This is a genomic window from Microbacterium oxydans, assembly GCF_000956525.1.
GTDB lineage: Bacteria > Actinomycetota > Actinomycetes > Actinomycetales > Microbacteriaceae > Microbacterium > Microbacterium oxydans_A.
This window is the reverse complement of record NZ_JYIW01000025.1, coordinates 119,941-141,747: the sequence shown is the minus strand read 5'-3', so window position 1 is coordinate 141,747 and position 21,807 is coordinate 119,941. Positions and strand designations below refer to the sequence as shown.

Below are 21,807 nucleotides of genomic sequence, written 5' to 3'. Positions count from 1 at the left end.
GCCCGCACGACGTTGCCGGGCGAATGGTAGGGTCGACCCTACGAAACGGGGCACAGGGCCGTCACCCCCGAAAGTAGGTAGTCGTGAGCTCACCGGTCGTCATCGATTCCGAGGCTGAACTCGTCGCCAACGCCGTGCGCGAACTCGCCAGGCGCACACGCTTCCCGGTCGCGTTCGGCGGCCTGATCGACGACGGCGTCGTCAGCGTCACCAGCATCGTCGGCAACCGCACCCGTGCGCTCGACGGTCTGCGGGTTCGCCCCGAGCGCGGACTCGGCGGCCGGGCGATGCTGGAGCTGCGCCCACGGATGACCAGCGACTACGGCTCCTCGCAGCAGATCACGCACGACTACGACGTGTTCGTGCTCGGAGAAGGGCTGCGCACGCTGCTCGCGCTGCCGATCGTGGTCGACGGGCGCCCGCGAGGCGTCCTGTACGCCGGCGCCTGGGATCGGGAGCAGATCGGCGGGATCACCACCGCCCCGGCGATGCAGGTCGCGCAGTCGATCGCCGACGAGCTGCGCATCCGCGACGAGGTCGACCGCCGCCTTCGCTCGCAGCCTGCGGCCGACGACATGACGCCACCACAGCGGGAGGAGCTCAGGGAGAGCTTCGCCGAGCTCCGCAGCATCGGGGCGTCGATCGCCGATGACGAGCTGCGACAGCGCATCGCGCTGGTCGAACGCCGCCTCGCGGAACTCGCCGGAGAGACGGTACCTGCCACCACAGGAGCGGTGTCCACCGTGCGGCTCTCCCCTCGTGAGATCGATGTGCTGTCGTGCGCGGCACTGGGGGCCACGAACGCCGAGATCGCAGCCAGGCTGGGGCTTCGAGCGGGCACGGTGAAGGCGTACCTCGGATCCGCGATGTCGAAGCTCGACGCCTCGACGCGCCACTCTGCCGTCGCGAAGGCGCGTCGCGCCGGCCTGCTCCCCTGAGCGCGGGACCCCGAACGCTCCGGCTGCGCGACGCTGCACAGCGGCTGCTCAGCGGCGTCGGATATTCTGATCCCTGATCGGCGTACACCGATCCCGGACGAGGCAGGCCAGTACCCGGTGAGCGAAAAGACTGGTCCGAAAGGACCATCGTCATGTCGTGGATCATTCTGATCGCATCCGGAATCCTCGAGGCCGTCTGGGCGACCGCACTCGGCAAATCCGAGGGACTCACCCGCCTCTGGCCCAGCGTCATCTTCTTCGGAGGCCTGGTCGTATCGATGTTCGGGCTCGCATTCGCGATGCGGGAGATCTCGACGGGCACCGCCTATGCGGTCTGGGTCGGGATCGGCGCATCCCTCACAGTCCTCTGGGCGATGATCACCGGCGATACCGAGATCTCCTGGCTGCGAATTCTGCTGCTCATGGGACTCGTCGGTTGCATTGTCGGTTTGAAATTGATCGACACCGGAGCGCATTGATTCTTGTCGGTATTGGTGACCGCAGGTAAGGTCAATTCCATGGCAAGAAGAATTGTGCATCAGCTGGTCGACGATATCGACGGCACTGTCCTTGAGGTCGGCGAGGGTGAGACCGTGCATTTCTCGGTCAACGGCACCTCATACGAGATCGACGTGAGCAGCGCTCACGCCGAGGAATTGCGTCAGGCTCTCGAGCCCTACATCTCCGCAGGGCGTCGCGCCGGTTCCTCGGGCGCTTCCCGCGCAGCCTCGACACGAAAGCGTCCTGGCCGCAATCCGGAGGTTGCGGCTATTCGTTCGTGGGCGAACGCGAACGGGCATTCGCTGTCCGAGCGCGGTCGTATCCCGGCAGCGGTCGTGGAGGCGTACAACGCAGCCAATTGATCCATCGATTCGAAAAGGCGTCCCTCAGGGGGCGCCTTTTCTATTCGTGCGTATCGTCCGTGTCCGGAGCGGCGGTGGCCCAGGATTCTCCACGCAGCGAGATTTCGTTCGTCATATCGGTGAGGAATCGGATGACGACATCACGCTCGTCACGGGTCAGCCGCGCCGCCGCGTAGAACCGCTTGGACTGCTGTCGCCCGACGGTCTCCATGGCCGCGAGCCGGGTCTCCTTCGAGATCGTGATCGCGAGAGCGCGTCGATCGGTCGGATGCGGCGAGCGGTGGATGTGCGAGCTCTTCTCCAGTCGATCCAGCAGTTTGGTGGTGGCGGCCGTGGAGATGCCGAGGTGTTGCGCGATGCCGCTCGGCGTCGCGATCGCATCCCGGTTCGCGCAGACGATCAGGTAGTGCAGCGCTCGCATGTCGGTGTCGTTCAACTGCATGTACCGACGAGATGCGAGCGAGAGGCGCTGTTCGGCCTCTCGAAGCTCTCCGATCGCGCCCATGAGCGCAGCGATCTGCTGGAGGTCGTCCGGCGAGACGCCGGAGCGATCGATCAGTGTGCTCCGGGGGTCGCTGGCCTGCACGTCATAGATGGCCGCGTGGCTCAGCCCATCAGGTCCCGGCGCAGTCCAGTCCGTCGTCGCAGCTCCCCGCTCACCCGGCGCCGGGGTGGTGCGGGACTCGTTCTCCATGCGATCATGTTACACACGACGGGTTTCATGCTAAGTTGATAACTTACTTGGTTAGCGAGTTTGCGGGAGAGGATGCAATGGATCACGTGACCCTCCTTGCGGAAGACGGATCAGCGGTCGGCACGTTCCCCAAGGATCAGGTGCACACCTTCGAGACACCCCTGCACCTCGCCTTCTCCTGCCACATTCGGGACCGCGCGGGTCGCATCCTGGTGACTCGCCGCGCACTCGCGAAGCAGACCTGGCCCGGCGTCTGGACCAACAGCTTCTGCGGCCACCCTCGTCCAGGTGAGGACATGATCGACGCCGTCCGTCGTCGCGCCGCCCACGAACTCGGGATCGAACTCGATGAGGTCACTCTCGCGCTGCCCGAGTACCGGTACCGTGCCGTCGACGCCAGCGGCATCGTCGAGAACGAGATCTGTCCGGTGCACGTCGCCGTGGTCGACGCCGACCCCGTCGCCAATCCCGATGAGGTCGCGGAGTGGGCATGGGCCGAGCCCGACGAGCTCGTGGATGCCGTCACCGCCGCTCCTTTCGCATTCAGCCCGTGGCTCCGCGAACAGCTCCCCCTGCTCCGTGCGATCGGCGAGGTCTGACGCATGAGCTCCACTGCGACGCACGAAGACCTCGGCACCCGGATCGAAGAGGTCCTGCGGCACCGGTTCTCCGAGCGCAGCGCCGCAGCCGAGTCCTACGGCACCGAGTTCGCCGCCCTGTGGCGCGCAGCATCCGATCATGCGCTGGGCGGAAAGCTGATCCGCCCTCGCCTGCTCCTCGACTTCCGTCGCGCGCTCTCGCCCGCAGGGCTCAGCGCCGAGCATGCTGCGATCGCGATCGACATCGCAGCAGACGTCGAGCTGCTGCACTACGCGTTCCTGCTCCACGACGATGTGATCGACGGCGATCTGATGCGTCGTCGGCGACCGAACCTGATCGGCTCGCTCGCTGAACGCCGCAGCGGCGAGCACGACGAGCCGTCGCTGCACTGGGCCCGCTCGAGTGCGATCCTGATGGGCGACCTGCTGCTGACATCCGCGATCCTGGGCTTCGCCAGAGCAGAGGTGTCGAGCGACACGAGAGCGCGACTGCTCGCACTGATGGAGCAGACCGTCTTCGAGACCGTCGCCGGCGAGCACACCGACATCGGGCTCAGCGACGGCATCATCCCGCCCGATCTGCGCACCATCCTGTCGATGAGCGCCTACAAGACCGCCACCTACTCCTTCGTGCTGCCGCTACGCGCGGCCGCAGTGCTCGCCGGCTCCTCGCCGGCCGCCGAGGAGCACCTCACCGCCATCGGCCGCCATCTCGGTCTCGCGTATCAGCTGCAGGACGACATCCTGTCGGTCTTCGGCGATCACCGCGCGCACGGCAAGGACGCCTTCTCCGACCTCCGCGAAGGCAAGGAGACCGCGATCATCGCGTACGCACGCATGACCGGGCACTGGCCGAGCATCGAACTGCACTTCGGATCGACGAGCCTGAGCACGGAGAACGCCACCGGCATCCGTGACCGCCTGCGCGAGTGCGGCGCAGAGGGGTTCGCCCGCAGCCTGGTCGAGGAACAGCTCGGAGCCGTTTCGGCGGTCCTCGCCGAGGCGGAGTCCACCGGAAGCATCTCGCCGGCGGCCGGCCGCACGATCCTGGGACTGGCCGCGAGCATCGAGAGTCGCCGCGCATGAGCGGGAGTCCAGCGAGACCGCAGAACGACGGCGCCCTCGACCGCTTCACGCGCACGGCTGAGATCGCCACCACCGACGTCATCCGCACGTACTCGACGTCATTCGGCCTCGCCAGCAGGCTGCTCGGTCGTCGGCACCGCCAGCACGTCCGCAACATCTACGCGATGGTCCGCATCGCCGACGAGATCGTCGACGGGGTGGCCGCGGAGGCCGGCCTGGACGGCTCGGCGCAGGCGGCCGCGCTCGACGCCTACATCGCCGAGACGCATCGGTCTCTGCGCAGCGGCTACAGCAGCGATCTGATCCTGCACGCGTTCGCGCGCACTGCGCGGGAGTGCGGGATCGATGAAGAGCTGACACAGCCGTTCTTCGACTCGATGCGCGCCGACATCGCAGGCGATGCAGCGTTCACGGCGCACGACGCCGACTCGCACGAACGCTACGTGTACGGCTCGGCGCAGGTCGTCGGACTCATGTGCCTGCGGGTGTTCCTGCGCGATGAGACGAGGACGGATGCCGAGCTCGCGACGCTCGACCACGGCGCACGGCAACTCGGCTCGGCGTTCCAGAACGTGAACTTCCTGCGCGACCTCGCCGACGACACCGAGCGGCTGCAGCGCGGCTACCTCGGCGGTTCGGAGCGCCTGACCGATGCCGACCGCGACGCCTGGGTGCAGACCGTGTTCGGCCAACTCGCGGATGCTCGGGCCTCGATCCCCCTGCTGCCCAAGGACGCCCGCGCGGCTGTGCGCAGCGCGCTCTTCCTGTTCGCAGCCCTCACGGACCGGGTCGCGAAGACGCCGGCCGCCGAACTCTACCGGCGCCGCGTGCGGGTCCCCGACCCGATCAAAGCCGCGCTCGCCGCGCGCGCTGTCGCCATCACGATGCTGGAGCGCGACCGATGAGCCGGATCGTCGTGATCGGCGCGGGTGTCGCAGGACTCGCCACCGCCGGCCTCCTCGCTCGCGAGGGACACGAGGTCACGATCCTCGAGCGGAACTCCCGCGTCGGCGGACGGGCCGGAACCATCGAGCGCGACGGCTTCCGCTTCGACTCCGGACCGTCGTGGTACCTGATGCCGGAGGTGTTCGACCACTTCTTCGCGATGATGGGCACCACCACCGAGGAGCAGCTCGAGCTCACGCTCCTCGATCCCGGCTATCGGGTGTTCCGCGCGCCGGAGACCTCCGACGAGGCGGTCTCAGCGGTGACCGTGCCGGCAGGCCGCGCGGCCGTCGCCGAGTTCTTCGAATCGCTCGAACCGGGGTCGGGCCCGGCGCTCGACGCATACCTGGATTCCGCGCACGAGGCCAGCACGATGGCCGAGAAGCACTTCCTCTACAACCCGTTCACACGCGTGCGCACCCTCGCCGCCCCCGAGGTGCTCCGCGCGCTCCCCCGACTCTTCTCCCTGTTGGGGTCGAGGCTGCAGTCGTTCGCCGCGAAACGATTCCGGCATCCGGTGATCCGGCAGATCCTCGGCTACCCGGCAGTGTTCCTCGGCACGGATCCCCGAAGTGCTCCGGCGATGTACCACCTGATGAGCGCACTCGACCTCGACCAGGGCGTCAGCTATCCGCAGGGCGGGTTCTGGCGGGTCGTCGAACGCATCGAAGCGCTGGCCCGCGAGTCCGGCGTCCGCATCGTCACCGACGCCGAGGTCACCGGCATCCGCACCGCGAACACCGCGGCAGGTACCACCGTCACCGGCGTCGAGTGGATCGACGCAGCAGGCACCCGCCTGCTCGAGGACGCCGACGTCGTCGTCTCGGCCGCCGACCTGCACCACACGGAGACGGCTTTGCTCCCGCCGTCGCTCCGCACGTATCCCGAGTCCTGGTGGCGGCACCGGACGAGCGGCCCCGGCGGAATCCTGGTCATGCTCGGTGTCCGCGGCGCACTTCCCGAGCTTCCGCATCACTCGCTCTTCTTCACCGAGGACTGGGACGCGAACTTCGACGCCATCTTCGGACGCTCCCCATCGATCCCGGCGCCCGCCTCCACCTACGTCTGCAAGCCGAGTGCGACCGATCCGGATGTCGCGCCGGCCGACCACGAGAACCTGTTCGTGCTGATCCCGGTGCCAGCCGACGTCGAGATCGGCCATGGCGGCGCGGACGGCGCCGGTTCGCCGCAGGTCGAGGCGGCAGCGGACGCCGCGATCGACATGGTGTCGGAGTGGGCCGGAATCCCGGACCTCCGTGACCGGATCGTCGTGCGCGAGACCATCGGGCCCGCAGACTTCCAGGACGACTACCACTCCTGGCGCGGTGGCATGCTCGGCCCGGCGCACATCCTCTCGCAGAGCGCGATGTTCCGCGCACAGAACGCCTCGCGCAAGGTCCAGGGCCTGTTCTACGCCGGTGCCACCACTGCTCCGGGGGTCGGCGTACCGATGTGCCTCATCAGCGCCGAGATCGTGCTCAAGCGCATCCGCGGAGATCACTCCGGCGGCCCGCTCCCGGAGCCGGCGGTCGAGCCCGTCCGAGCGGATGCCGACTGATGGGTGTGCTGTATCTCGCAGCCCTGCTCGTCTCGCTCGGCTGCATGCTGCTGCTCGACTGGCGCTTCCGGCTCTTCTTCTGGCGCGATCCGGTGGCCGCGATCATCGTGACCGTGGTCGGTACTGCGTTCTTCCTGGTGTGGGACGTCGCGGGGATCGCCGGCGGGATCTTCTTCCGCGGTGAGGCGACCATCGCGAGCGGTCTCGTGCTCGCGCCCGAGCTGCCACTCGAGGAGCCCGTGTTCCTGCTCTTCCTGGTGGTCTGCACGATGGTGATCTTCACCGGGGCGACGCGCATCCTGGCCCGCCGCGGCGAGCGCAGCAACGCGAGCAGAGGCATCCGATGACCTACCTCCAGCTCGCGGGGGTCTTCCTCGCGATCGCCACTGCCGGCGGGATCGCTCTCGCTCTGCTCGCCCGCCCGCACGGCCCCCGTGTCGCGGCGGTGGCGATCACGATCGCCGCGCTGTTCCTGCTCACCGCGCTCTTCGACACGATCATGATCGCGACGGGCCTGTTCCACTACTCGCCGGATCATCTGCTCGGCGTGCACATCGGACTCGCCCCCGTCGAGGACTTCGCCTATCCGCTCGCCGGCGCACTCCTGCTGCCTGCGCTGTGGGCCGCGCTGCGCGCCCGACGTCGGGCACGTGACGACCGATCCGCCGCCGCCGCGAGCGAGGAGCAGGCATGAGCACTCGAACCGGCGGCTCGTCGATCGGTCGCGATCTCGCGCAGATCGTGCTCTCGTCGCGGCCGATCAGCTGGATCAACACCGCCTTCCCGTTCGCAGCGGCGTATCTGCTCAGCACACGTGAGGTCGATCTCACACTCGTGATCGGCGCGCTGTACTTCCTGATCCCCTACAACCTCGCGATGTACGGCATCAACGATGTCTTCGACTACGCATCCGATCTGGCGAACCCGCGCAAGGGCGGCATCGAGGGCGCTCTGCTCTCTCCTCGCATCCATCGCGCAACCCTGTGGGCGGCGGCCGCGACGAACATCCCGTTCCTCGTCTATCTGGTCGCAGTCGGGTCTCCCGCATCCTGGGCCTGGCTGGCGGTGAGCGTGTTCGCCGTGATCGCGTACTCCGCGCCAGGGCTCCGCTTCAAGGAACGCCCGTTCCTCGACTCGATCACGTCGAGCACGCACTTCGTGAGCCCCGCGATCGTCGGACTCGCACTCGCCGGCGCACAGGTGACCGCGGGAACGGTACTCGTGCTCATCGCCTTCTTCCTCTGGGGCATGGCTGCGCACGCCTTCGGAGCCGTGCAGGACGTCGGGCCCGACCGCGAGGCCGGCATCTCGTCCGTCGCCACCGTGATCGGCGCCAGAGCGACCGTCCGCCTCTCCCTCGTCCTGTGGGTGATCGCCGGGGTCGCCATGCTGCTCACTCCGTGGCCCGGACCGTTGGCCGCAGTCCTCGCCATCCCCTACATCGTGAACGCTGCACCCTGGTGGAACGTGACCGACGAAGGCGCGGCCGCGACCAATCGCTCCTGGCGGCGCTTCATCGCCCTGAACTACGTCGCGGGCTTCCTCGCGACCATGATCCTCATCCTCGCCTGGGTCTCCTGACCCCGCTGGACCCTTCCGGAAGGAACCCGATGTCTCGTCCCGCCTCCGCGCCGACTCCGACGAAGCGCGAACGCACCCGCCGCCACTCATGGGTGCGCGTGCTCATCCCCGCCGCACTGATCCTGGTCTGGCTGGTCGGCGCATCGCTGGGCGGACCGCTGTTCGGCAAGATCGACGAGGTCTCCTCGAACGACCAGACGAGCTACCTGCCGGAGTCCTCGGATGCGACGCAGGTGCAGTCGCTCCTCGGCGAGTTCAACGACAGCGAGGCGATCCCGGCGATCGCGCTGTTCACCTCGGAGCAGAAGCTCTCGGAGAGCGACATCACCGCGATCACGGATGCCGTGGCCGACGCGCCGTCTCTCGAGGGCATCGCCGACGACGTCTCCCCTGCGCTCCCCTCCGACGACGGCAAGGCCATGCAGGCGTTCATCCCCATCCAGAGCGATGCGGAGCTCGCCGACACCGCCGAGGCCCTCGGCGCGCAGCTGCGTGCGGCCGTGCCGGACGGCATCACCGTCTTCATCACCGGTCCCGCGGGGTTCAGTGCCGACCTGGTCGCCGGGTTCTCCGGCATCGACGGGCTGCTGCTCGGCGTCGCGTTGCTGGCGGTCCTGGTGATCCTCGTGCTCGTCTATCGTTCGCTGCTGCTGCCGCTGGTCGTGCTCGCGACGAGTCTGTTCGCGCTCTGCGTCGCGCTCCTCGTGGTGTGGTGGCTGGCGAAGTTCGAGGTGCTGCTGCTGAGCGGGCAGACGCAGGGCATCCTCTTCATCCTGGTGATCGGTGCAGCCACCGACTATGCACTGCTGCTCGTCGCACGGTTCCGTGAGGAGCTGCGGGTGTCGCAGGACAAGGGCGCTGCCATCCTTGCGGCGTGGAGAGGGTCGTTGGAGCCGATCGCGGCCTCCGGCGGCACCGTGATCGCCGGTCTCCTGTGCCTGCTGCTGAGCGATCTGAAGTCGAACAGCACGCTCGGCCCTGTCGCGGCGATCGGGATCGTGTTCGCGATGCTCTCCGCGCTGACGCTGCTGCCTGCCCTGCTGCTGCTGTTCGGTCGTGCCGTGTTCTGGCCCCGCCGTCCGGCCTTCGAGCCGGAGGTCGTGGCCGAAGAGCACGGCATGCGAAAGACCGGTCTCTGGGCCGGTGTCGCGCGCTTCATCACCCGCCGCCCTCGGACCATCTGGATCGTCACGACGCTCGTGCTGCTCGCAGGGGCCGCCGGCGTCACGCAGCTCAACGCCAACGGCGTGCCGCAGTCCGACCTGGTGCTCGGCGCATCCGAGGCTCGTGACGGGCAGGTCGCGCTCGGTGAGCACTTCCCCGGCGGATCGGGCAGCCCCGTGTATGTGATCGCCCCGGAGGAGGAGCTGCAGGCGGTCGCCGACGTGCTGCTCGCAAGCGACGGCGTCGACGGCGTCTCGGTGACGGCATCCGACTCGCCGAGCGGTTCTGCGCCGGTCACGGCAGACGGCATCACCGCGGTCGGCGCTCCTGGAACGCCTGCCCCCGCGCCCAGCGTCGTCGACGGCGACGTGCTGCTGCAGGGAACGCTGACGGATGCTGCCGATTCGGATGCCGCTGCAGCCACGGTCCGCGAGCTGCGCACCCAGCTCGACGGCGTCGATGCGCTTGTCGGTGGCGTGACAGCCACCGCGATCGACACGAACGACGCCTCGATCCACGACCGCACCCTGATCATCCCGGTGATCCTGCTCGTGATCATGCTCATCCTGATGCTGCTGCTGCGGTCGATCCTCGCCCCGGTGCTGTTGATCCTCACGACGGTGCTCTCGTTCGGCACGGCGATGGGCGTCTCGGCCCTCGTGTTCGACGGGATCTTCGACTTCCCCGGCGCCGACCCTGCCGTCCCCCTGTTCGGGTTCGTCTTCCTGGTCGCCCTCGGCATCGACTACAACATCTTCCTGATGACCAGGGTGCGCGAGGAGTCGATCGCACACGGCACCAGGGAGGGCGTGCTGCGCGGACTCTCGATCACGGGAGGCGTCATCACCTCGGCAGGCCTCGTGCTGGCTGCGACGTTCGCCGCACTGTCGGTGATCCCGATCCTGTTCCTGGTGCAGCTCGCGTTCATCGTCGCCTTCGGCGTGCTGCTCGACACCTTCGTGGTGCGTTCGCTGCTGGTGCCGGCGCTGGCCTACGACCTCGGTCGCATCATCTGGTGGCCGTCGAAGCTCTGGCGCAGCGGGAAGGACTGAGGCTCCGGCCCGGCTCCGCTCGGGGTGCGGTCACGCCAGGGCGGTCTTCAGGGACTCGAGGTGGCTGCGACTCTCCGACGCTGCCCGCTCCGGCTCGCGATCGATCACGCGCTGCGCGAGCTGCACGTGCGTCGCGTGATCCGTCGGCCCCGTGTGCGACGTGCGGATGCGGAGCATCTCGATCATCGCCCGCCGCAGTCGTGGCGTGAGCGCGTCGAAGAGGTCGAGGAGGATGTCGTTGTGCGCCGCGACCACGATCGCACGGTGGAACGCGGTATCGGCGTCGACCTGATCGTCGATCGAGCGGCCTGACCGCTCGCGGGCACCGAGGGCGGCTCGGAGCGCGCGCACATCGGCCGCGGTCCGGCGGTGCGCGGCGAGCGACGCCGCCTCGGACTCGATCGCGATCCGGGCCTCGATCACACTCACGATGCCGGCACGACGCAGCACGGCATCCCGGTCTTCCGGCGCGTCGAGCGCGATCACGAACACCCCGGACCCCTGCCTCGTCGCCAGCACGCCGCGTCCGGCCAGCTGCCGGATCGCCTCGCGGACGGTGGATCGCCCCACCCCGAGCTGCGGCGCCAGTGTGGTCTCCCCTGGAAGCTTCTGTCCGAGCGCCCACTCCCCCGACCTGATGCGGTCGAGGAGCGCCTCGGCCGCCTGATCGGCGAGGGGCGTGCGGTGGACCTGTGCCATGCCTGCAGTCTAACTTGTCAACTTGTCTGAGGAGTTGCTAGGTTGTGCAGGTGCGCATCGAACGTCTCCTCCTTCGTCGCCACGACAGGGCCTGACCAGACCGGCTCCCTGTCGTGGGCAGGCAGTGTGCCGGTCAAGCCCGACCCCCACCAGGAGACACCATGACCATCTCGACCGCCTTCCCGACCCTGTCCACCCCGAGCGGCGCCGTACCGCCCGGTGCCCCTACCTGGAACAGGCAGCGCGCATCCCAGATGCCCTCGCATCGCTACGCCGCCGTCCACGACCGTGTCGAGGTGCCGCTCGCGGACCGCCACTGGCCGACGCGCGAGTTGACCGCAGCCCCGCTCTGGGTGCCGGTCGACCTGCGTGACGGCAATCAGGCGCTCGCCGAGCCGATGGACCCCGCTCGCAAGCGGCGCTTCTTCGATCTCATGGTCGCGATGGGCTACAAGGAGATCGAGGTGGGGTATCCGTCGGCCTCGCAGACCGACTTCGACTTCGTCCGGTCGCTGGCCCGGACAGGGCAGGTTCCGACGGACGTCACGATCGTCGTGTTCACGGCAGCACGCCGCGACCTGATCGAGCGGACGGTCGAATCGGTCCGCGGGATCCCGAACCCGGTCGTCATCCATGTGTACACCGCCACCGCGCCGGTCTGGCGCGATGTCGTCCTCGGCCGCGATCGCGCCGAACTGAAGGACCTGATCCTGACGGCCGGCCGAGACGTGCTCACGCTGAGCGAGGAGCTGCCGGACGTGCGCTTCGAGTTCTCGCCGGAGGTCTTCAACCTCACCGAGCCCGACTACGTCCTCGACCTCTGCGACAGCATGACGACGCTCTGGGATGCCACGCCTGAACGACCGGTGATCCTGAACCTGCCGGCGACGGTCGAGATCGCGACGCCGAATGTGTACGCCGATCAGATCGAGTACATGCACCGCAACCTCGCGCGTCGAGCGGGCGTGATCCTGTCCGTGCATCCGCACAACGACCGCGGCACCGGGATCGCCTGCGCTGAGCTCGCAGTGCTCGCGGGAGCCCAGCGCGTGGAGGGATGCATCTTCGGCAACGGCGAGCGGACCGGCAACGTCGACATCGCGACGCTCGCGCTCAACCTGCACGCCCAGGGCATCGATCCGATGATCGACTTCTCCGACATCGACGAGATCCGTCGGACCGTCGAGCACTGCAACCGGATCGAGGTGCATCCGAGGCACCCTTACGTGGGCGACCTGGTGCATACCGCATTCAGCGGCACGCATCAGGATGCGATCAGGAAAGGCCTGGCGGAACATCGAGAGCGTGCGCTCACGACCGGGACCGATGCGGGAGCGCTGGACTGGCGTGTGCCGTACCTGCCGATCGATCCTGCAGACCTGGGGCGCGGGTACGACGCGGTGATCCGGGTGAACTCGCAGTCGGGCAAGGGCGGCATCGCGCACCTGCTCGAGAGCGAGTTCGGCATCGACCTCCCTCGACGCCTGCAGATCGACTTCGCCCGCCTCGTGCAACGCCGGGCCGACACCGGTGGCGATGAGCTCTCAGCCGACGATCTGTGGGGGCTGTTCGTCTCGCACTATCTCGCTGAGACGTCAGGGCGGATCACCCTGGAGGACTACCGATTGGACCCGACCTCCACGCGGCTGCGAGTCCGGGTGGATGACGCATCGCAGTCGTCGGTGCACGATCACGTGGGTCCGGTGGAGGCCCTGACGACTGCGCTCCGGGATGCCGGCATCGTCATCGAGATCCTGGCGCTGCACCAGACCAGTGTGCGAGCGGGCGACGACAGCGACGCGATCACGTTGCTCGAATTCCGCGACGGCTCGGCCGTGGGATGGGCCGCAGGCCGCGCGAGTTCGGTGATCGAGGCGAGCTTCGACGCCGTGGTGCGCGCTGCTGATCTCACCGTGGAGTGCCCTCGACAGGATTCGAACCTGCGACCTGCCCTTTAGGAGAGGGCTGCTCTATCCCCTGAGCTACGAGGGCCTGCCCGTCCAGTCTAAATGACCGCTCGCGTCGTCGATGATCACGCCGCGAGCGCGAGGTACGGCTCCCAGCGCGGATCGCTGCGCTCGGTCCCCCGCACCGTCCAGGCGGTCCCGTGCGGCGGACGAGGGGTGAACCGGAGCTCCCAGCGCATCTCCTGCGGGGTGCGATCGCTCTTGACGTTGTTGCACCGGAGGCAGCACGCGACCAGGTTCTCCCACGAATCAGCTCCACCGCGCGACCGCGGCATCACGTGGTCGATCGTCGAGGCCGCCTTGCCGCAATAGCCGCAGCGGTGATTGTCACGCCGGAGCACTCCCCGCCGCGTGACCGGCACGCGACGGCTGTTCGGCACGCGGACGTACCGGGACAGGACGATCACGGCCGGACGGTCGTAGACACCGTGGCTGCCCCAGACAGGGTCCTCCTCGATGCGTTCGACGACAGTCGCCTTGTCGTTCATCACGAGCACGAGTGCTCGCTTGAACGACACGACCGCGAGCGGCTCGTATCCGGCGTTCAAAACCAGTGTGCGCATTCGTCATCCTCTCGATCCGCCGGGACGGCTTCCCGGCACTCTCGAATCACATGAGGTCGCGCAGATGGCAGAGTGCGAGCAGAGACGAAAAAAGGCGCTGTCTCAGAGACAGCGCCTTTCGCGCACGGCAACGCCGTGGCATCCCTGCGGGCGATGCAGAAGGACGTGACGACCGAGCCCATCCATGGTTCGGATGTTCGGTGTTCGCGTCATCAGCCTCTCCCGTCCGTGCGACAACGGGATCAGGCTAACCCATTCCGAGAGGTGCGAGGCGAAACTCGGGATGAACTCTCGGGTGTGTCAGGCCGGGGTCAACCGGCGTTCGCAGCGAGCCACGAGTACGGCTCGACGAGGCCGCCGTTGATCCAGACCTCGAAGTGGAGGTGGTTGGCGGTGGAGCGACCGGTGCTGCCGACGTAGCCGATGAGCTGGCCGGCCGAGACGGTCTGCCCTGCTGCGACCTGTCGGGAGCCGTAGGTCATGTGCCCGTAGGTGGACTGCACCCGCTGGCCGCCGACGACGCTGTCGATCATGACGCAGACGCCGTATCCGCCGATGCTCTCGGCAGAGGCACGGACGACGCCGGCTGCTGTCGCGTAGATGGGGGTGCCGGCCGGTGCGAGCATGTCGGCACCGTTGTGGCTGCCGCCGATCGTGCGACCCTGGGTGTACGAGCCGCCGGGCAGCGGATAGCGGACCTCACCTGAACCGGGCGAGACGAGCGCATACCCTGCGGTGTTGAAGCTCGTCGTCGACGCGGCGGAGGACTTCGCGGCCGCAGCCGCGCGGGCCGCAGCGGCTTCTTCGGCCTTCTTCTTCGCGATCTCCTCCGGCGTGGTCGCCGTGAAGGTACCGCGGCTGAGCGGCGCAGCGGTCGCGTCGGAGGCGACGACCAGCGACTGCGCGTCGACCGCGGCGAGCTGCTGGATCGTGGCGGATGCCTCAGCAGGCTTGCTGTTCGCGTATGCCGGGAGAGCGATGCCTGCGACCAGTGCTCCGACTGCGCCGAAGATGGCGATGGAACGGAGCGGCTTCACGGATCTGCGAGCGGCGCTTCGCACGCCGGTGCGGCGGGCGGGTACTCGGTCTTCAGATTTCTTCGCGGGCGGTTCGATCTCTGCGGCCAAAACTTGGTTCCTCCTGCGCCTCACGCTTCGGGTAGCGCTGACTCGTCGGCACTCTGCTTCGTGGCACGAAATGTAGCTTCGGGTACTTTGTGCGTTCCTGCCGCGAGGACGACGAGCCGGAAAGGCGATCCTCGCGGTACGTCGTCAGCGGGCTTCGCCGACGACTTCACCGAGGTTACCGGAAGATAACGATCATGTCACCCCGAGATGCTGACAATCCTCGCAACGGCGAAGGTCAGGCGGGCTCGCCGACGAGGAAGATGTGCGAGGCGAGCTCGACCGGGAGCTCCAGGCCGTCTTCCTTGTCTTCCATCTGGATCAGCACGTAGCCCTCGTTGAAGCGGAAGTCGCCGCGTGCACCGGGCACGACGCCGGCGTCACGCAGCTGCTCGAGGAGCTCGGGGTCGACCTGCGCGGGCTCTGCGAGGCGGCGCACGGTGCCGTCGATCGGCTCGCCGGCCGCGGTCAGCTTCTGCACGAGACCGATCACGCCCTCGTCGAAGGTGCGAGCGGGAAGGTCGCCGAGCTGGTCGAGACCGGGGATCGGGTTGCCGTAGGGCGATTCCGTCGGGTGGCCGAGGAGCTCGACGAGGCGACGCTCGACCTGCTCACTCATCACGTGCTCCCAGCGGCAGGCCTCTTCGTGGACGAACGCCCAGTCGAGACCGATCACGTCGGACAGGAGTCGCTCTGCGAGCCGATGCTTGCGCATGACGTTGACCGCCTTGCGGCGGCCGGCGTCGGTGAGCTCGAGCGTGCGGTCTTCCGATACGACGACGAGGCCGTCTCGTTCCATGCGGCCCACCGTCTGCGAGACCGTCGGGCCGGAGTGGCCGAGGCGCTCGGAGATGCGAGCGCGCAGCGGGACGATGTTCTCCTCCTCGAGTTCGAGGATGGTGCGGAGGTACATCTCCGTGGTGTCGATCAGATCGGTCATGTGCAGGCCTCCGAGGTTCTTAGGCAAGCCTACATTCCCGCGGGGACATCGGCCCCGACGCGGTGATCGGGTGTCGGCCGCGCACCCTAGAATCGACGCATGGCGATCGAGATTCCCCGTGACCTCCTGCCCGTCGACGGCCGATTCGGCTGCGGACCCTCGAAGGTGCGCCCAGCGCAGCTCGAGGCGTTGCTGACATCGGGAGCGTCGATCCTCGGCACCTCGCACCGCCAGGCCCCGGTGAAGAACCTCGTCGGCAGCGTTCGCGAACAGCTCGCGGCGCTCTTCCGCGTCCCGGAGGGATACGAGGTCCTCGTCGGCAACGGCGGATCGACCGCATTCTGGGATGCCGCGGCCTTCGGTCTCATCGAGCGCCGCAGCCAGAACCTCGTCTTCGGTGAGTTCGGCGGCAAGTTCGCCGCCTCGGCCGCCGCCCCGTGGCTCGAAGCACCCGATGTGCGAAAGGCTGAGCCCGGCTCCCGCGTCGCGGCAGAGATCGTCGACGGCATCGATGTCTACGCCTGGCCGCACAACGAGACGTCGACCGGCGTCGCGGCCCCGGTCGAGCGGGTCGTCGCCGACGGTGCACTCACCGTCATCGATGCGACCAGTGCCGCCGGAGGCATCGACTTCGACGCCTCGCAGGCCGACCTCTACTACTTCGCCCCGCAGAAGAACCTCGGTTCGGACGGCGGCCTGTGGTTCGCCGTCGCCTCCCCGGCCGCGATCGACCGCATCGAGCGCATCGCCGCATCCGGTCGCTACATCCCCGAGTTCCTGAGCCTGAAGAACGCGCTCGACAACTCGCGCCTCAACCAGACGCTGAACACCCCGGCACTGACGACACTGCACCTGCTCGACAGCCAGCTCAGCTGGATCCTCGACAACGGCGGGCTCACGTGGGCGGCAGCGCGCACGAGCGAGTCCTCGTCGGTGCTCTACGACTGGGCAGCGCGGACCGAGGTCGCGACACCGTTCGTGACGGATGCAGCGCACCGCTCCCCCGTCGTCGTCACGATCGACTTCGACGACAGCGTCGACGCAGCGGCGATCGCGAAGACGCTCCGCGCCAACGGCATCGTCGACACCGAGCCGTACCGCAAGCTCGGGCGCAACCAGCTGCGCGTCGCGACCTTCGTCTCGATCAAGCCGGACGACGTGCGCCAGCTCACCCGCTCACTGGACTACGTGCTGGAGAACCTCGGCGCCTGAGCGCCGGGGGTCACTCCTCCTCGTCGACCTCGTCGGCGTCGGCATCCTCGTCGGCGTCGACGTCGTCTTCCGACTCATCGTCTTCCGACTCGTCGTCTTCCGACTCGTCGTCGGTCACGCTCGGGTCGAGCTCGTCGATGTCGACCCCGTCGACGTCGCCGGCATGCAGGACGGTGCCGCGCTCGGCGTCGTCCTCCTCCTCGTCGTCATCGAGGTCGTCGTCGTCGAGTTCCTCCGCGTCGTCATCGTCGAGGTCGCCGCCGTCGGCATCCTCGTCCTCGCCGGATTCGCCCGCCTCAGCGGCGGCCTGCTCGGCCAACTCGGCCTGATGCGAGCGGTACTCGGCGAGACGCTCGACCCACGGCACCCATTCAGGGGCGAGGAGCGCGCCGTCGCCGGGAAGCAGTTCGATCTCGAGGACCGTCGGCTCCTCGCCTTCCACCCGGGCGACCGTCACGGTCCAGAACCATCCCGGGTATCCGGGGAGACGGTTCTGGAAGCGCAGCGAGACAGAGCCGTCGTCCTCGGGAAGGTACCCGGCCGCCGGTCCGATGCTCGACGCGGGGGTGATCTCGCGCAGTGCTGCGAGCGCGAGATCGTGTGCGTCGATCAGACGCGCGTCGACGTCAGGCTTCGAGGTCATCAGCGACCTTCCGAAGAACGGCCGCGATCTTGCGGCCATGGCTGGAGGAGGGGTACCGACCGCGTCGGAGGTCGCCGCCGATGCCGTCGAGCAGCTTCACGAGATCCTCGACGATGATCGCCATGTCATCCGCAGACTTCCGCTTCGCCTTCGCGAGGCTGGGCGGGGCTTCGAGCACCCGGACGGAGAGGGCCTGGAGCCCGCGCTTGCCGTCGGCGACACCGAACTCGACGCGTGCACCGGCCTTCACCGCGGTGCCTGCCGGCATGGCGGAAGCGTGCAGGAAGACGTCCTGGCCGTCATCGGTGGCGATGAAGCCGAAGCCCTTGTCTTCGTCGTAGAACCTGACCTTGCCGGTGGGCATGGGAGAACCTCGCTGAGTCGGTGCGGAAAAGAAGGCGCGTTCGCACGCGTCCTCCCCCAGCCTACCGGTCGTGCGCCCGCCGACCCCGATCCCGAGAGCGACTAAGGTGTGAGGGATGAGTACGCAGAATTCGGAACCGGAGGTTCCCATCCGGCGCCTGGATCGATTCCTGGCGTTCACCGCGCTCGGGATCGCAGCAGCGTCGGTGATCTGCTTCTTCGCGATCATCATCGGCACCGCTGTCGGCATGGACCAGCACGCCTTCGGCGGCGGCGTCTGGCCGATCGTCGCGGCCATCCCGTTCTGGGGCCTCCCCGTCGCGTTCGTCATGATCATCGCGCTGCTCGTGATGAGCTTCGTCCGAAAGGGTCGCGCGGCATCGCGGCCCTGAGGCAGACCGGCATGACCACTCCTGCACGCCCGCTGGCCGATTGGCTGGCAGCGGCGAGCGATGCGGAGCTCGCGCACCTCTTCGCGGCGCGCCGGGTGCGGCCGGACGCCGCCTGGCACGACTTCTTCGATGCTGCGGAGGCACTGCTCGATCCGGCGTCCGTCGCACGAGCGCTGCCGACGCTCACGGCCGCAGAGGCAACAGCCCTGCTGCGCGCAGCAGACGGTGCGGATGCCGGGGACCAGCGTGACGCGCTGACGGCACTCGCACTGCTGCGTCCGGATGGTGAACCTCACCCGGTGGTGCTCACGGCGCTCGCCGGGCGAGACGCGGTGCCCCCGATCGGGAGCACGACCGTCGAGCCGGCGCCGGAGGCATCCGCAGCGCACGCCGCGGAACGGGCGTTCACGACCGTCGCGATCCTCGCCGATCTGCTGCTCATCACGCGCGACTCCCCGTTCGCGCTGCTCGCCGGTGGAGCGGTCAGCGCCGGTGAGAAGCGCCAGCTCAGCGAGTCGGGCGTGCCGATCGAGCTCGTCGATCCGCTCGTCGCGATCGCGATCGCCGCCGGCCTCGCGGTCGCCGACGGCCGCAGACTGCGCACGAGCGCGACCGCTGAGAACTGGCTGCGTTCATCGGCCGCGGCTCGCTGGTCGATCCTGGCGACGGCATTCCGCGACGCACTGCCGCGGGGCGTGCGCAGCGCGACCGGCGGATGGATCGCCCCGCAGGAGTGGCCGCATGCGCATCCGTGGGACCCGACCTGGCCGGAGCGCAGCGAGGAGCTGATCGCATCGGCTCGACTGCTCGGGCTCATCGCCGAAGACGGCACGGAACCGGAATGGTCGGTCCCGCTGCGCAACGGCGAGCCTGCGGATTCCGCTGCGCTCGCCCTGCTGCTGCCGACCGAGGTCGACCGCATCTTCCTGCAGAACGATCTCACCGCGATCGCGCCCGGACCGCTCGCCCCGCCCCTCGATGTCCGCCTTCGCACGATGGCATCCCGCGAGTCGGCAGCACAGGCCTCGTCGTATCGCTTCACGACCGAGTCGGTCACCCGCGCCTTCGCCGGCGGCGAGACCGCCGAGTCGATCCTCGAATTCCTCACCGGCCTCTCGCTGACCGGCATCCCCCAGCCGCTGAACTATCTCGTGACACAGGCAGCACAGCGGCACGGGCTGGTGCGGGTGTCGACGGACGATGAGACGGGGCGCACGCGCATCGAGAGCACCGACCAGCACCTGATCGAGGCGATGTCCGTCGATCAGACGCTGCGACCGCTTGCGCTGACCAAGCAGGTCGACTCGCTGACGACACGGGTCGGCCGCGACACGGTCTTCTGGGCGCTGGCGGATGCTCGGTACCCGGCGACCCTCGTCGGGTCGGACGGCGGAACGCTCGTCGGCGAACGGCACCCGGCGGCGGAGCCGGTGCCGCCCGCTTCGCCCGAGACAGAGCTCGCACCGCTGATCGCGCGGCTGCGGGCCCAGCAGGGGCCCGACGCCGACGCCGCCTGGCTCGATCGTGAGCTCGAGGCCGCGGTACGCGCGAAGGCGGTGCTGCAGGTCTCCGTCGGAATGCCGGACGGCTCCACCCGCGAACTGCTGCTCGAGGCGACGGGACTCGGCGGCGGACGCCTGCGGGGCCGGGATCGGGCCGCCGATGTCGAGCGCACGCTGCCGGTGTCCAGCATCCGCTCCGCCACGATCGTCCCGTCATAGCGCCGCGTCTCGCAGCGCCCGGTAAACTGGACAGCTATGTCTGATGGACCGCTGATCGTCCAGAGCGATCGAACCGTGCTGCTCGAGGTCGCCCACTCCGATTCGGAGAGCGCCCGCCACGAGCTGGCGATCTTCGCCGAGCTGGAACGAGCCCCCGAGCACATCCACACCTACCGGATCACCCGCTTGGGCCTGTGGAACGCGCGCGCAGCGGGCCACACCGCCGAGGACATGCTCGGCACTCTCGACCGATGGTCGCGTTTCCCGGTGCCGCCGTCCGTCGCGGTCGACCTGCGCGAGACCGTCAACCGTTACGGCCGCCTGGTCATCGAGCGGGACGACGAGGGCACGCTGATCCTGCGGTCCTCCGATCCGGCGGTGCTCGCCCAGGTGGCGAACAACAAGCGCATCCAGCCCTTGCTGATCGGCCACCCGTCTCCCGACACCTTCGTCGTCGACGCGTGGGCGAGAGGTCAGATCAAGCAGGAGCTGCTGAAGATCGGCTGGCCCGCAGAGGACCTCGCCGGGTACACCCCCGGCACGCCGCACGAGATCACGTTGTCCGAGCAGGACGGCTGGCACATCCGCCCGTATCAGCAGGATGCCGTCGATGCGTTCTCGAAGGACGGCTCCGGGGTCGTCGTGCTCCCCTGCGGCGCCGGGAAGACGATCGTGGGCGCGGGCGCAATGGCCGCGACCAAGACCACGACGCTGATCCTCGTGACGAACACGGTGTCGGCACGGCAGTGGCGCGACGAGCTGCTCAAGCGCACGAGTCTGACGCCCGAGGAGATCGGCGAGTACTCGGGTCAGGCCAAGGAGGTCAAGCCGGTCACGATCGCGACCTACCAGATCCTCACGGCCAAGCGGAAGGGCGAGTACGCGCACTTGGCGCTGCTGGACGCGCTCGACTGGGGCCTCATCGTCTACGACGAGGTGCATCTGCTGCCAGCGCCGGTGTTCAAGCTGACCGCCGACCTGCAGGCGCGCCGCCGCATCGGCCTGACCGCGACGCTCGTGCGCGAGGACGGCCGCGAGGGCGACGTCTTCAGCCTGATCGGCCCGAAGCGGTTCGACGCGCCGTGGAAGCAGATCGAGGCACAGGGCTTCATCTCCCCTGCCGCCTGCTACGAGGTGCGGGTCGACCTGCCGCCGGACGACCGTCTGGAGTACGCGGCCGCGACGGATGACGAGCGATACCGGCTCGCGGCATCCGCCCCGGCGAAGATCGACACCGTGAAGGAGCTGATCGCCAAGCACCCCGGCGAGCGCATCCTCGTGATCGGACAGTACCTCGACCAGCTCGAGTCGCTGTCGGAGGCGCTGAACGCGCCGCAGATCACCGGCGCCACCCCGATCGACGAGCGCGAGGAGCTGTACCGTCAGTTCCGCGAGGGCGAGATCGAACTGCTCGTCGTGTCGAAGGTCGCGAACTTCTCGATCGATCTGCCGGAGGCATCCGTCGCGATCCAGGTGTCAGGTTCGTTCGGATCTCGACAGGAGGAGGCCCAGCGCCTCGGTCGCCTGCTGCGTCCGAAGGAGTCGGGTCACACCGCGAGCTTCTACACGCTCATCGCGCGCGACACGATCGATCAGGACTACGCCCAGAACCGGCAGCGATTCCTCGCCGAGCAGGGATACAGCTACACGATCCTCGACGCGGACGACCTCGAAGCAGCCTGACGCAGACGTGTTGCGTGGCG

The 21,807-nt window shown here is 68.3% G+C and carries 23 protein-coding genes, 1 tRNA gene and 1 riboswitch; of the genes, 16 read left to right on the top strand and 8 right to left on the bottom strand.

The window, feature by feature from the left end; genetic code table 11:
* The first annotated feature begins 83 nt into the window (after positions 1–83).
* The 3 genes from RS83_RS11070 (at position 84) to RS83_RS11060 (ending at position 1,801) form a co-directional block, all read left to right on the top strand.
* Entirely contained in the window at positions 84–938 is an 855-nt protein-coding gene (locus tag RS83_RS11070; protein WP_045279586.1) for a LuxR C-terminal-related transcriptional regulator, read from the top strand.
* A 71-nt stretch (positions 939–1,009) separates the two neighbouring features.
* Positions 1,010–1,077: riboswitch (guanidine-III (ykkC-III) riboswitch) on the top strand.
* Between the two features lie 13 nt (positions 1,078–1,090).
* Positions 1,091–1,417 carry a DMT family transporter gene (locus RS83_RS11065; RefSeq protein ID WP_045279585.1) on the top strand — a complete coding sequence of 109 codons (327 nt, stop codon included), beginning with the start codon at positions 1,091–1,093 and terminating at the stop codon, positions 1,415–1,417.
* A gap of 15 nt (positions 1,418–1,432) precedes the next feature.
* Complete coding sequence (locus RS83_RS11060; RefSeq protein WP_331454296.1) at positions 1,433–1,801, top strand: Lsr2 family protein; 369 nt, start codon at positions 1,433–1,435, stop codon at positions 1,799–1,801.
* A gap of 40 nt (positions 1,802–1,841) precedes the next feature.
* Here the strand turns inward: RS83_RS11060 and RS83_RS11055 are convergent, their stop codons facing one another.
* Complete coding sequence (locus tag RS83_RS11055; protein WP_082071640.1) at positions 1,842–2,495, bottom strand: MarR family winged helix-turn-helix transcriptional regulator; 654 nt, start codon at positions 2,493–2,495, stop codon at positions 1,842–1,844.
* 77 nt (positions 2,496–2,572) lie between these two features.
* Here RS83_RS11055 and idi point away from each other — a divergent pair, with 77 nt between their 5' ends.
* Genes idi through RS83_RS11015 form a run of 8 tightly spaced genes read left to right on the top strand, consistent with a single transcriptional unit; the run spans position 2,573 to position 10,480 of the window.
* Entirely contained in the window at positions 2,573–3,094 is a 522-nt protein-coding gene (gene idi / locus RS83_RS11050) for an isopentenyl-diphosphate Delta-isomerase (protein ID WP_045279583.1), read from the top strand.
* Positions 3,095–3,097: 3 nt separating this feature from the next.
* Positions 3,098–4,180 (top strand): polyprenyl synthetase family protein, encoded by a 1,083-nt coding sequence (locus RS83_RS11045; protein WP_045279582.1) that lies wholly within the window; start codon positions 3,098–3,100, stop codon positions 4,178–4,180.
* Positions 4,177–5,085, top strand: a complete 909-nt coding sequence (locus RS83_RS11040) for a phytoene/squalene synthase family protein (RefSeq protein WP_045279581.1) — start codon at positions 4,177–4,179, stop codon at positions 5,083–5,085. Before RS83_RS11045 ends, RS83_RS11040 begins: the two co-directional genes overlap by 4 nt.
* A complete protein-coding gene (gene crtI / locus RS83_RS11035; RefSeq protein WP_045279580.1) occupies positions 5,082–6,683 on the top strand; it encodes a phytoene desaturase family protein in 1,602 nt (533 codons plus the stop codon). The genes RS83_RS11040 and crtI overlap by 4 nt, the downstream gene beginning before the upstream one ends.
* Positions 6,683–7,030, top strand: coding sequence for a lycopene cyclase domain-containing protein (locus RS83_RS11030; protein WP_045279579.1), 348 nt, complete (start codon positions 6,683–6,685; stop codon positions 7,028–7,030). Before crtI ends, RS83_RS11030 begins: the two co-directional genes overlap by 1 nt.
* Positions 7,027–7,377: a lycopene cyclase domain-containing protein gene (locus tag RS83_RS11025; RefSeq protein ID WP_045279578.1), complete on the top strand. Its 351-nt coding sequence runs from the start codon at positions 7,027–7,029 to the stop codon at positions 7,375–7,377. Before RS83_RS11030 ends, RS83_RS11025 begins: the two co-directional genes overlap by 4 nt.
* Positions 7,374–8,264: a prenyltransferase gene (locus RS83_RS11020; protein WP_045279577.1), complete on the top strand. Its 891-nt coding sequence runs from the start codon at positions 7,374–7,376 to the stop codon at positions 8,262–8,264. Before RS83_RS11025 ends, RS83_RS11020 begins: the two co-directional genes overlap by 4 nt.
* 29 nt (positions 8,265–8,293) lie before the next feature.
* Positions 8,294–10,480, top strand: a complete 2,187-nt coding sequence (locus RS83_RS11015) for an MMPL family transporter (RefSeq protein ID WP_045279576.1) — start codon at positions 8,294–8,296, stop codon at positions 10,478–10,480.
* Positions 10,481–10,510: 30 nt separating this feature from the next.
* On the opposite strand, the gene RS83_RS11010 is transcribed toward RS83_RS11015, so the two are convergent.
* Positions 10,511–11,179: a FadR/GntR family transcriptional regulator gene (locus RS83_RS11010; RefSeq protein WP_045279575.1), complete on the bottom strand. Its 669-nt coding sequence runs from the start codon at positions 11,177–11,179 to the stop codon at positions 10,511–10,513.
* Positions 11,180–11,340: 161 nt separating this feature from the next.
* Between RS83_RS11010 and RS83_RS18335 the strand changes: the two genes are divergently transcribed.
* The gene (locus RS83_RS18335) at positions 11,341–13,137 is read left to right on the top strand and encodes a 2-isopropylmalate synthase (RefSeq protein ID WP_052679105.1); all 1,797 of its coding nucleotides are present in this window, start codon (positions 11,341–11,343) and stop codon (positions 13,135–13,137) included.
* Here RS83_RS18335 and RS83_RS10995 read toward each other — a convergent pair.
* The 4 genes from RS83_RS10995 to RS83_RS10980 all read right to left on the bottom strand — a co-directional run bounded on the left by RS83_RS10995 (position 13,099) and on the right by RS83_RS10980 (position 15,773).
* A tRNA-Arg gene (locus RS83_RS10995) sits at positions 13,099–13,171 on the bottom strand. The two genes, RS83_RS18335 and RS83_RS10995, sit on opposite strands and share 39 nt — an antisense overlap.
* 40 nt (positions 13,172–13,211) lie before the next feature.
* On the bottom strand, positions 13,212–13,709 hold the full coding sequence (locus RS83_RS10990) for an HNH endonuclease (protein ID WP_045279572.1): 498 nt from the start codon (positions 13,707–13,709) through the stop codon (positions 13,212–13,214).
* Between the two features lie 311 nt (positions 13,710–14,020).
* Complete coding sequence (locus RS83_RS10985; protein WP_230114570.1) at positions 14,021–14,746, bottom strand: M23 family metallopeptidase; 726 nt, start codon at positions 14,744–14,746, stop codon at positions 14,021–14,023.
* A gap of 325 nt (positions 14,747–15,071) precedes the next feature.
* Positions 15,072–15,773, bottom strand: coding sequence for a metal-dependent transcriptional regulator (locus RS83_RS10980; protein WP_045279571.1), 702 nt, complete (start codon positions 15,771–15,773; stop codon positions 15,072–15,074).
* 99 nt (positions 15,774–15,872) lie between these two features.
* Here RS83_RS10980 and serC point away from each other — a divergent pair, with 99 nt between their 5' ends.
* Positions 15,873–16,985, top strand: a complete 1,113-nt coding sequence (gene serC, locus RS83_RS10975; protein WP_045279570.1) for a phosphoserine transaminase — start codon at positions 15,873–15,875, stop codon at positions 16,983–16,985.
* A 10-nt stretch (positions 16,986–16,995) separates the two neighbouring features.
* Here serC and RS83_RS10970 read toward each other — a convergent pair whose 3' ends face one another.
* Positions 16,996–17,628, bottom strand: a complete 633-nt coding sequence (locus RS83_RS10970) for a DUF3027 domain-containing protein (protein ID WP_045279569.1) — start codon at positions 17,626–17,628, stop codon at positions 16,996–16,998.
* On the bottom strand, positions 17,612–17,992 hold the full coding sequence (locus RS83_RS10965; protein WP_045279568.1) for a cold-shock protein: 381 nt from the start codon (positions 17,990–17,992) through the stop codon (positions 17,612–17,614). The genes RS83_RS10970 and RS83_RS10965 overlap by 17 nt, the downstream gene beginning before the upstream one ends.
* Positions 17,993–18,107: 115 nt before the next feature.
* Between RS83_RS10965 and RS83_RS10960 the strand changes: the two genes are divergently transcribed.
* Genes RS83_RS10960 through RS83_RS10950 form a run of 3 tightly spaced genes read left to right on the top strand, consistent with a single transcriptional unit; the run spans position 18,108 to position 21,787 of the window.
* Entirely contained in the window at positions 18,108–18,383 is a 276-nt protein-coding gene (locus RS83_RS10960; protein WP_045279567.1) for a hypothetical protein, read from the top strand.
* Positions 18,384–18,394: 11 nt separating this feature from the next.
* Entirely contained in the window at positions 18,395–20,104 is a 1,710-nt protein-coding gene (locus RS83_RS10955) for a helicase-associated domain-containing protein (RefSeq protein ID WP_045279566.1), read from the top strand.
* A 36-nt stretch (positions 20,105–20,140) separates the two neighbouring features.
* Positions 20,141–21,787 (top strand): DNA repair helicase XPB, encoded by a 1,647-nt coding sequence (locus RS83_RS10950; RefSeq protein WP_045279565.1) that lies wholly within the window; start codon positions 20,141–20,143, stop codon positions 21,785–21,787.
* Positions 21,788–21,807 lie beyond the last annotated feature (20 nt).

What these genes read in the sequence shown, in the direction of transcription:
- RS83_RS11015 (WP_045279576.1), top strand. Translation starts at nt 8,294, where the DNA reads ATGTCTCGTCCCGCCTCCGCGCCGACTCCGACGAAGCGCGAACGCACC.
- RS83_RS10955 (WP_045279566.1), top strand. Translation starts at nt 18,395, where the DNA reads ATGACCACTCCTGCACGCCCGCTGGCCGATTGGCTGGCAGCGGCGAGC.
- crtI (WP_045279580.1), top strand. Translation starts at nt 5,082, where the DNA reads ATGAGCCGGATCGTCGTGATCGGCGCGGGTGTCGCAGGACTCGCCACC.
- RS83_RS11020 (WP_045279577.1), top strand. Translation starts at nt 7,374, where the DNA reads ATGAGCACTCGAACCGGCGGCTCGTCGATCGGTCGCGATCTCGCGCAG.
- RS83_RS10990 (WP_045279572.1), bottom strand. Translation starts at nt 13,709, where the DNA reads ATGCGCACACTGGTTTTGAACGCCGGATACGAGCCGCTCGCGGTCGTG.
- RS83_RS11010 (WP_045279575.1), bottom strand. Translation starts at nt 11,179, where the DNA reads ATGGCACAGGTCCACCGCACGCCCCTCGCCGATCAGGCGGCCGAGGCG.
- serC (WP_045279570.1), top strand. Translation starts at nt 15,873, where the DNA reads ATGGCGATCGAGATTCCCCGTGACCTCCTGCCCGTCGACGGCCGATTC.
- RS83_RS10950 (WP_045279565.1), top strand. Translation starts at nt 20,141, where the DNA reads ATGTCTGATGGACCGCTGATCGTCCAGAGCGATCGAACCGTGCTGCTC.
- RS83_RS10960 (WP_045279567.1), top strand. Translation starts at nt 18,108, where the DNA reads ATGAGTACGCAGAATTCGGAACCGGAGGTTCCCATCCGGCGCCTGGAT.
- RS83_RS10980 (WP_045279571.1), bottom strand. Translation starts at nt 15,773, where the DNA reads ATGACCGATCTGATCGACACCACGGAGATGTACCTCCGCACCATCCTC.
- RS83_RS11030 (WP_045279579.1), top strand. Translation starts at nt 6,683, where the DNA reads ATGGGTGTGCTGTATCTCGCAGCCCTGCTCGTCTCGCTCGGCTGCATG.
- RS83_RS18335 (WP_052679105.1), top strand. Translation starts at nt 11,341, where the DNA reads ATGACCATCTCGACCGCCTTCCCGACCCTGTCCACCCCGAGCGGCGCC.
- idi (WP_045279583.1), top strand. Translation starts at nt 2,573, where the DNA reads ATGGATCACGTGACCCTCCTTGCGGAAGACGGATCAGCGGTCGGCACG.
- RS83_RS10970 (WP_045279569.1), bottom strand. Translation starts at nt 17,628, where the DNA reads ATGACCTCGAAGCCTGACGTCGACGCGCGTCTGATCGACGCACACGAT.
- RS83_RS11065 (WP_045279585.1), top strand. Translation starts at nt 1,091, where the DNA reads ATGTCGTGGATCATTCTGATCGCATCCGGAATCCTCGAGGCCGTCTGG.
- RS83_RS10965 (WP_045279568.1), bottom strand. Translation starts at nt 17,992, where the DNA reads ATGCCCACCGGCAAGGTCAGGTTCTACGACGAAGACAAGGGCTTCGGC.
- RS83_RS11055 (WP_082071640.1), bottom strand. Translation starts at nt 2,495, where the DNA reads ATGGAGAACGAGTCCCGCACCACCCCGGCGCCGGGTGAGCGGGGAGCT.
- RS83_RS11040 (WP_045279581.1), top strand. Translation starts at nt 4,177, where the DNA reads ATGAGCGGGAGTCCAGCGAGACCGCAGAACGACGGCGCCCTCGACCGC.
- RS83_RS11045 (WP_045279582.1), top strand. Translation starts at nt 3,098, where the DNA reads ATGAGCTCCACTGCGACGCACGAAGACCTCGGCACCCGGATCGAAGAG.
- RS83_RS11025 (WP_045279578.1), top strand. Translation starts at nt 7,027, where the DNA reads ATGACCTACCTCCAGCTCGCGGGGGTCTTCCTCGCGATCGCCACTGCC.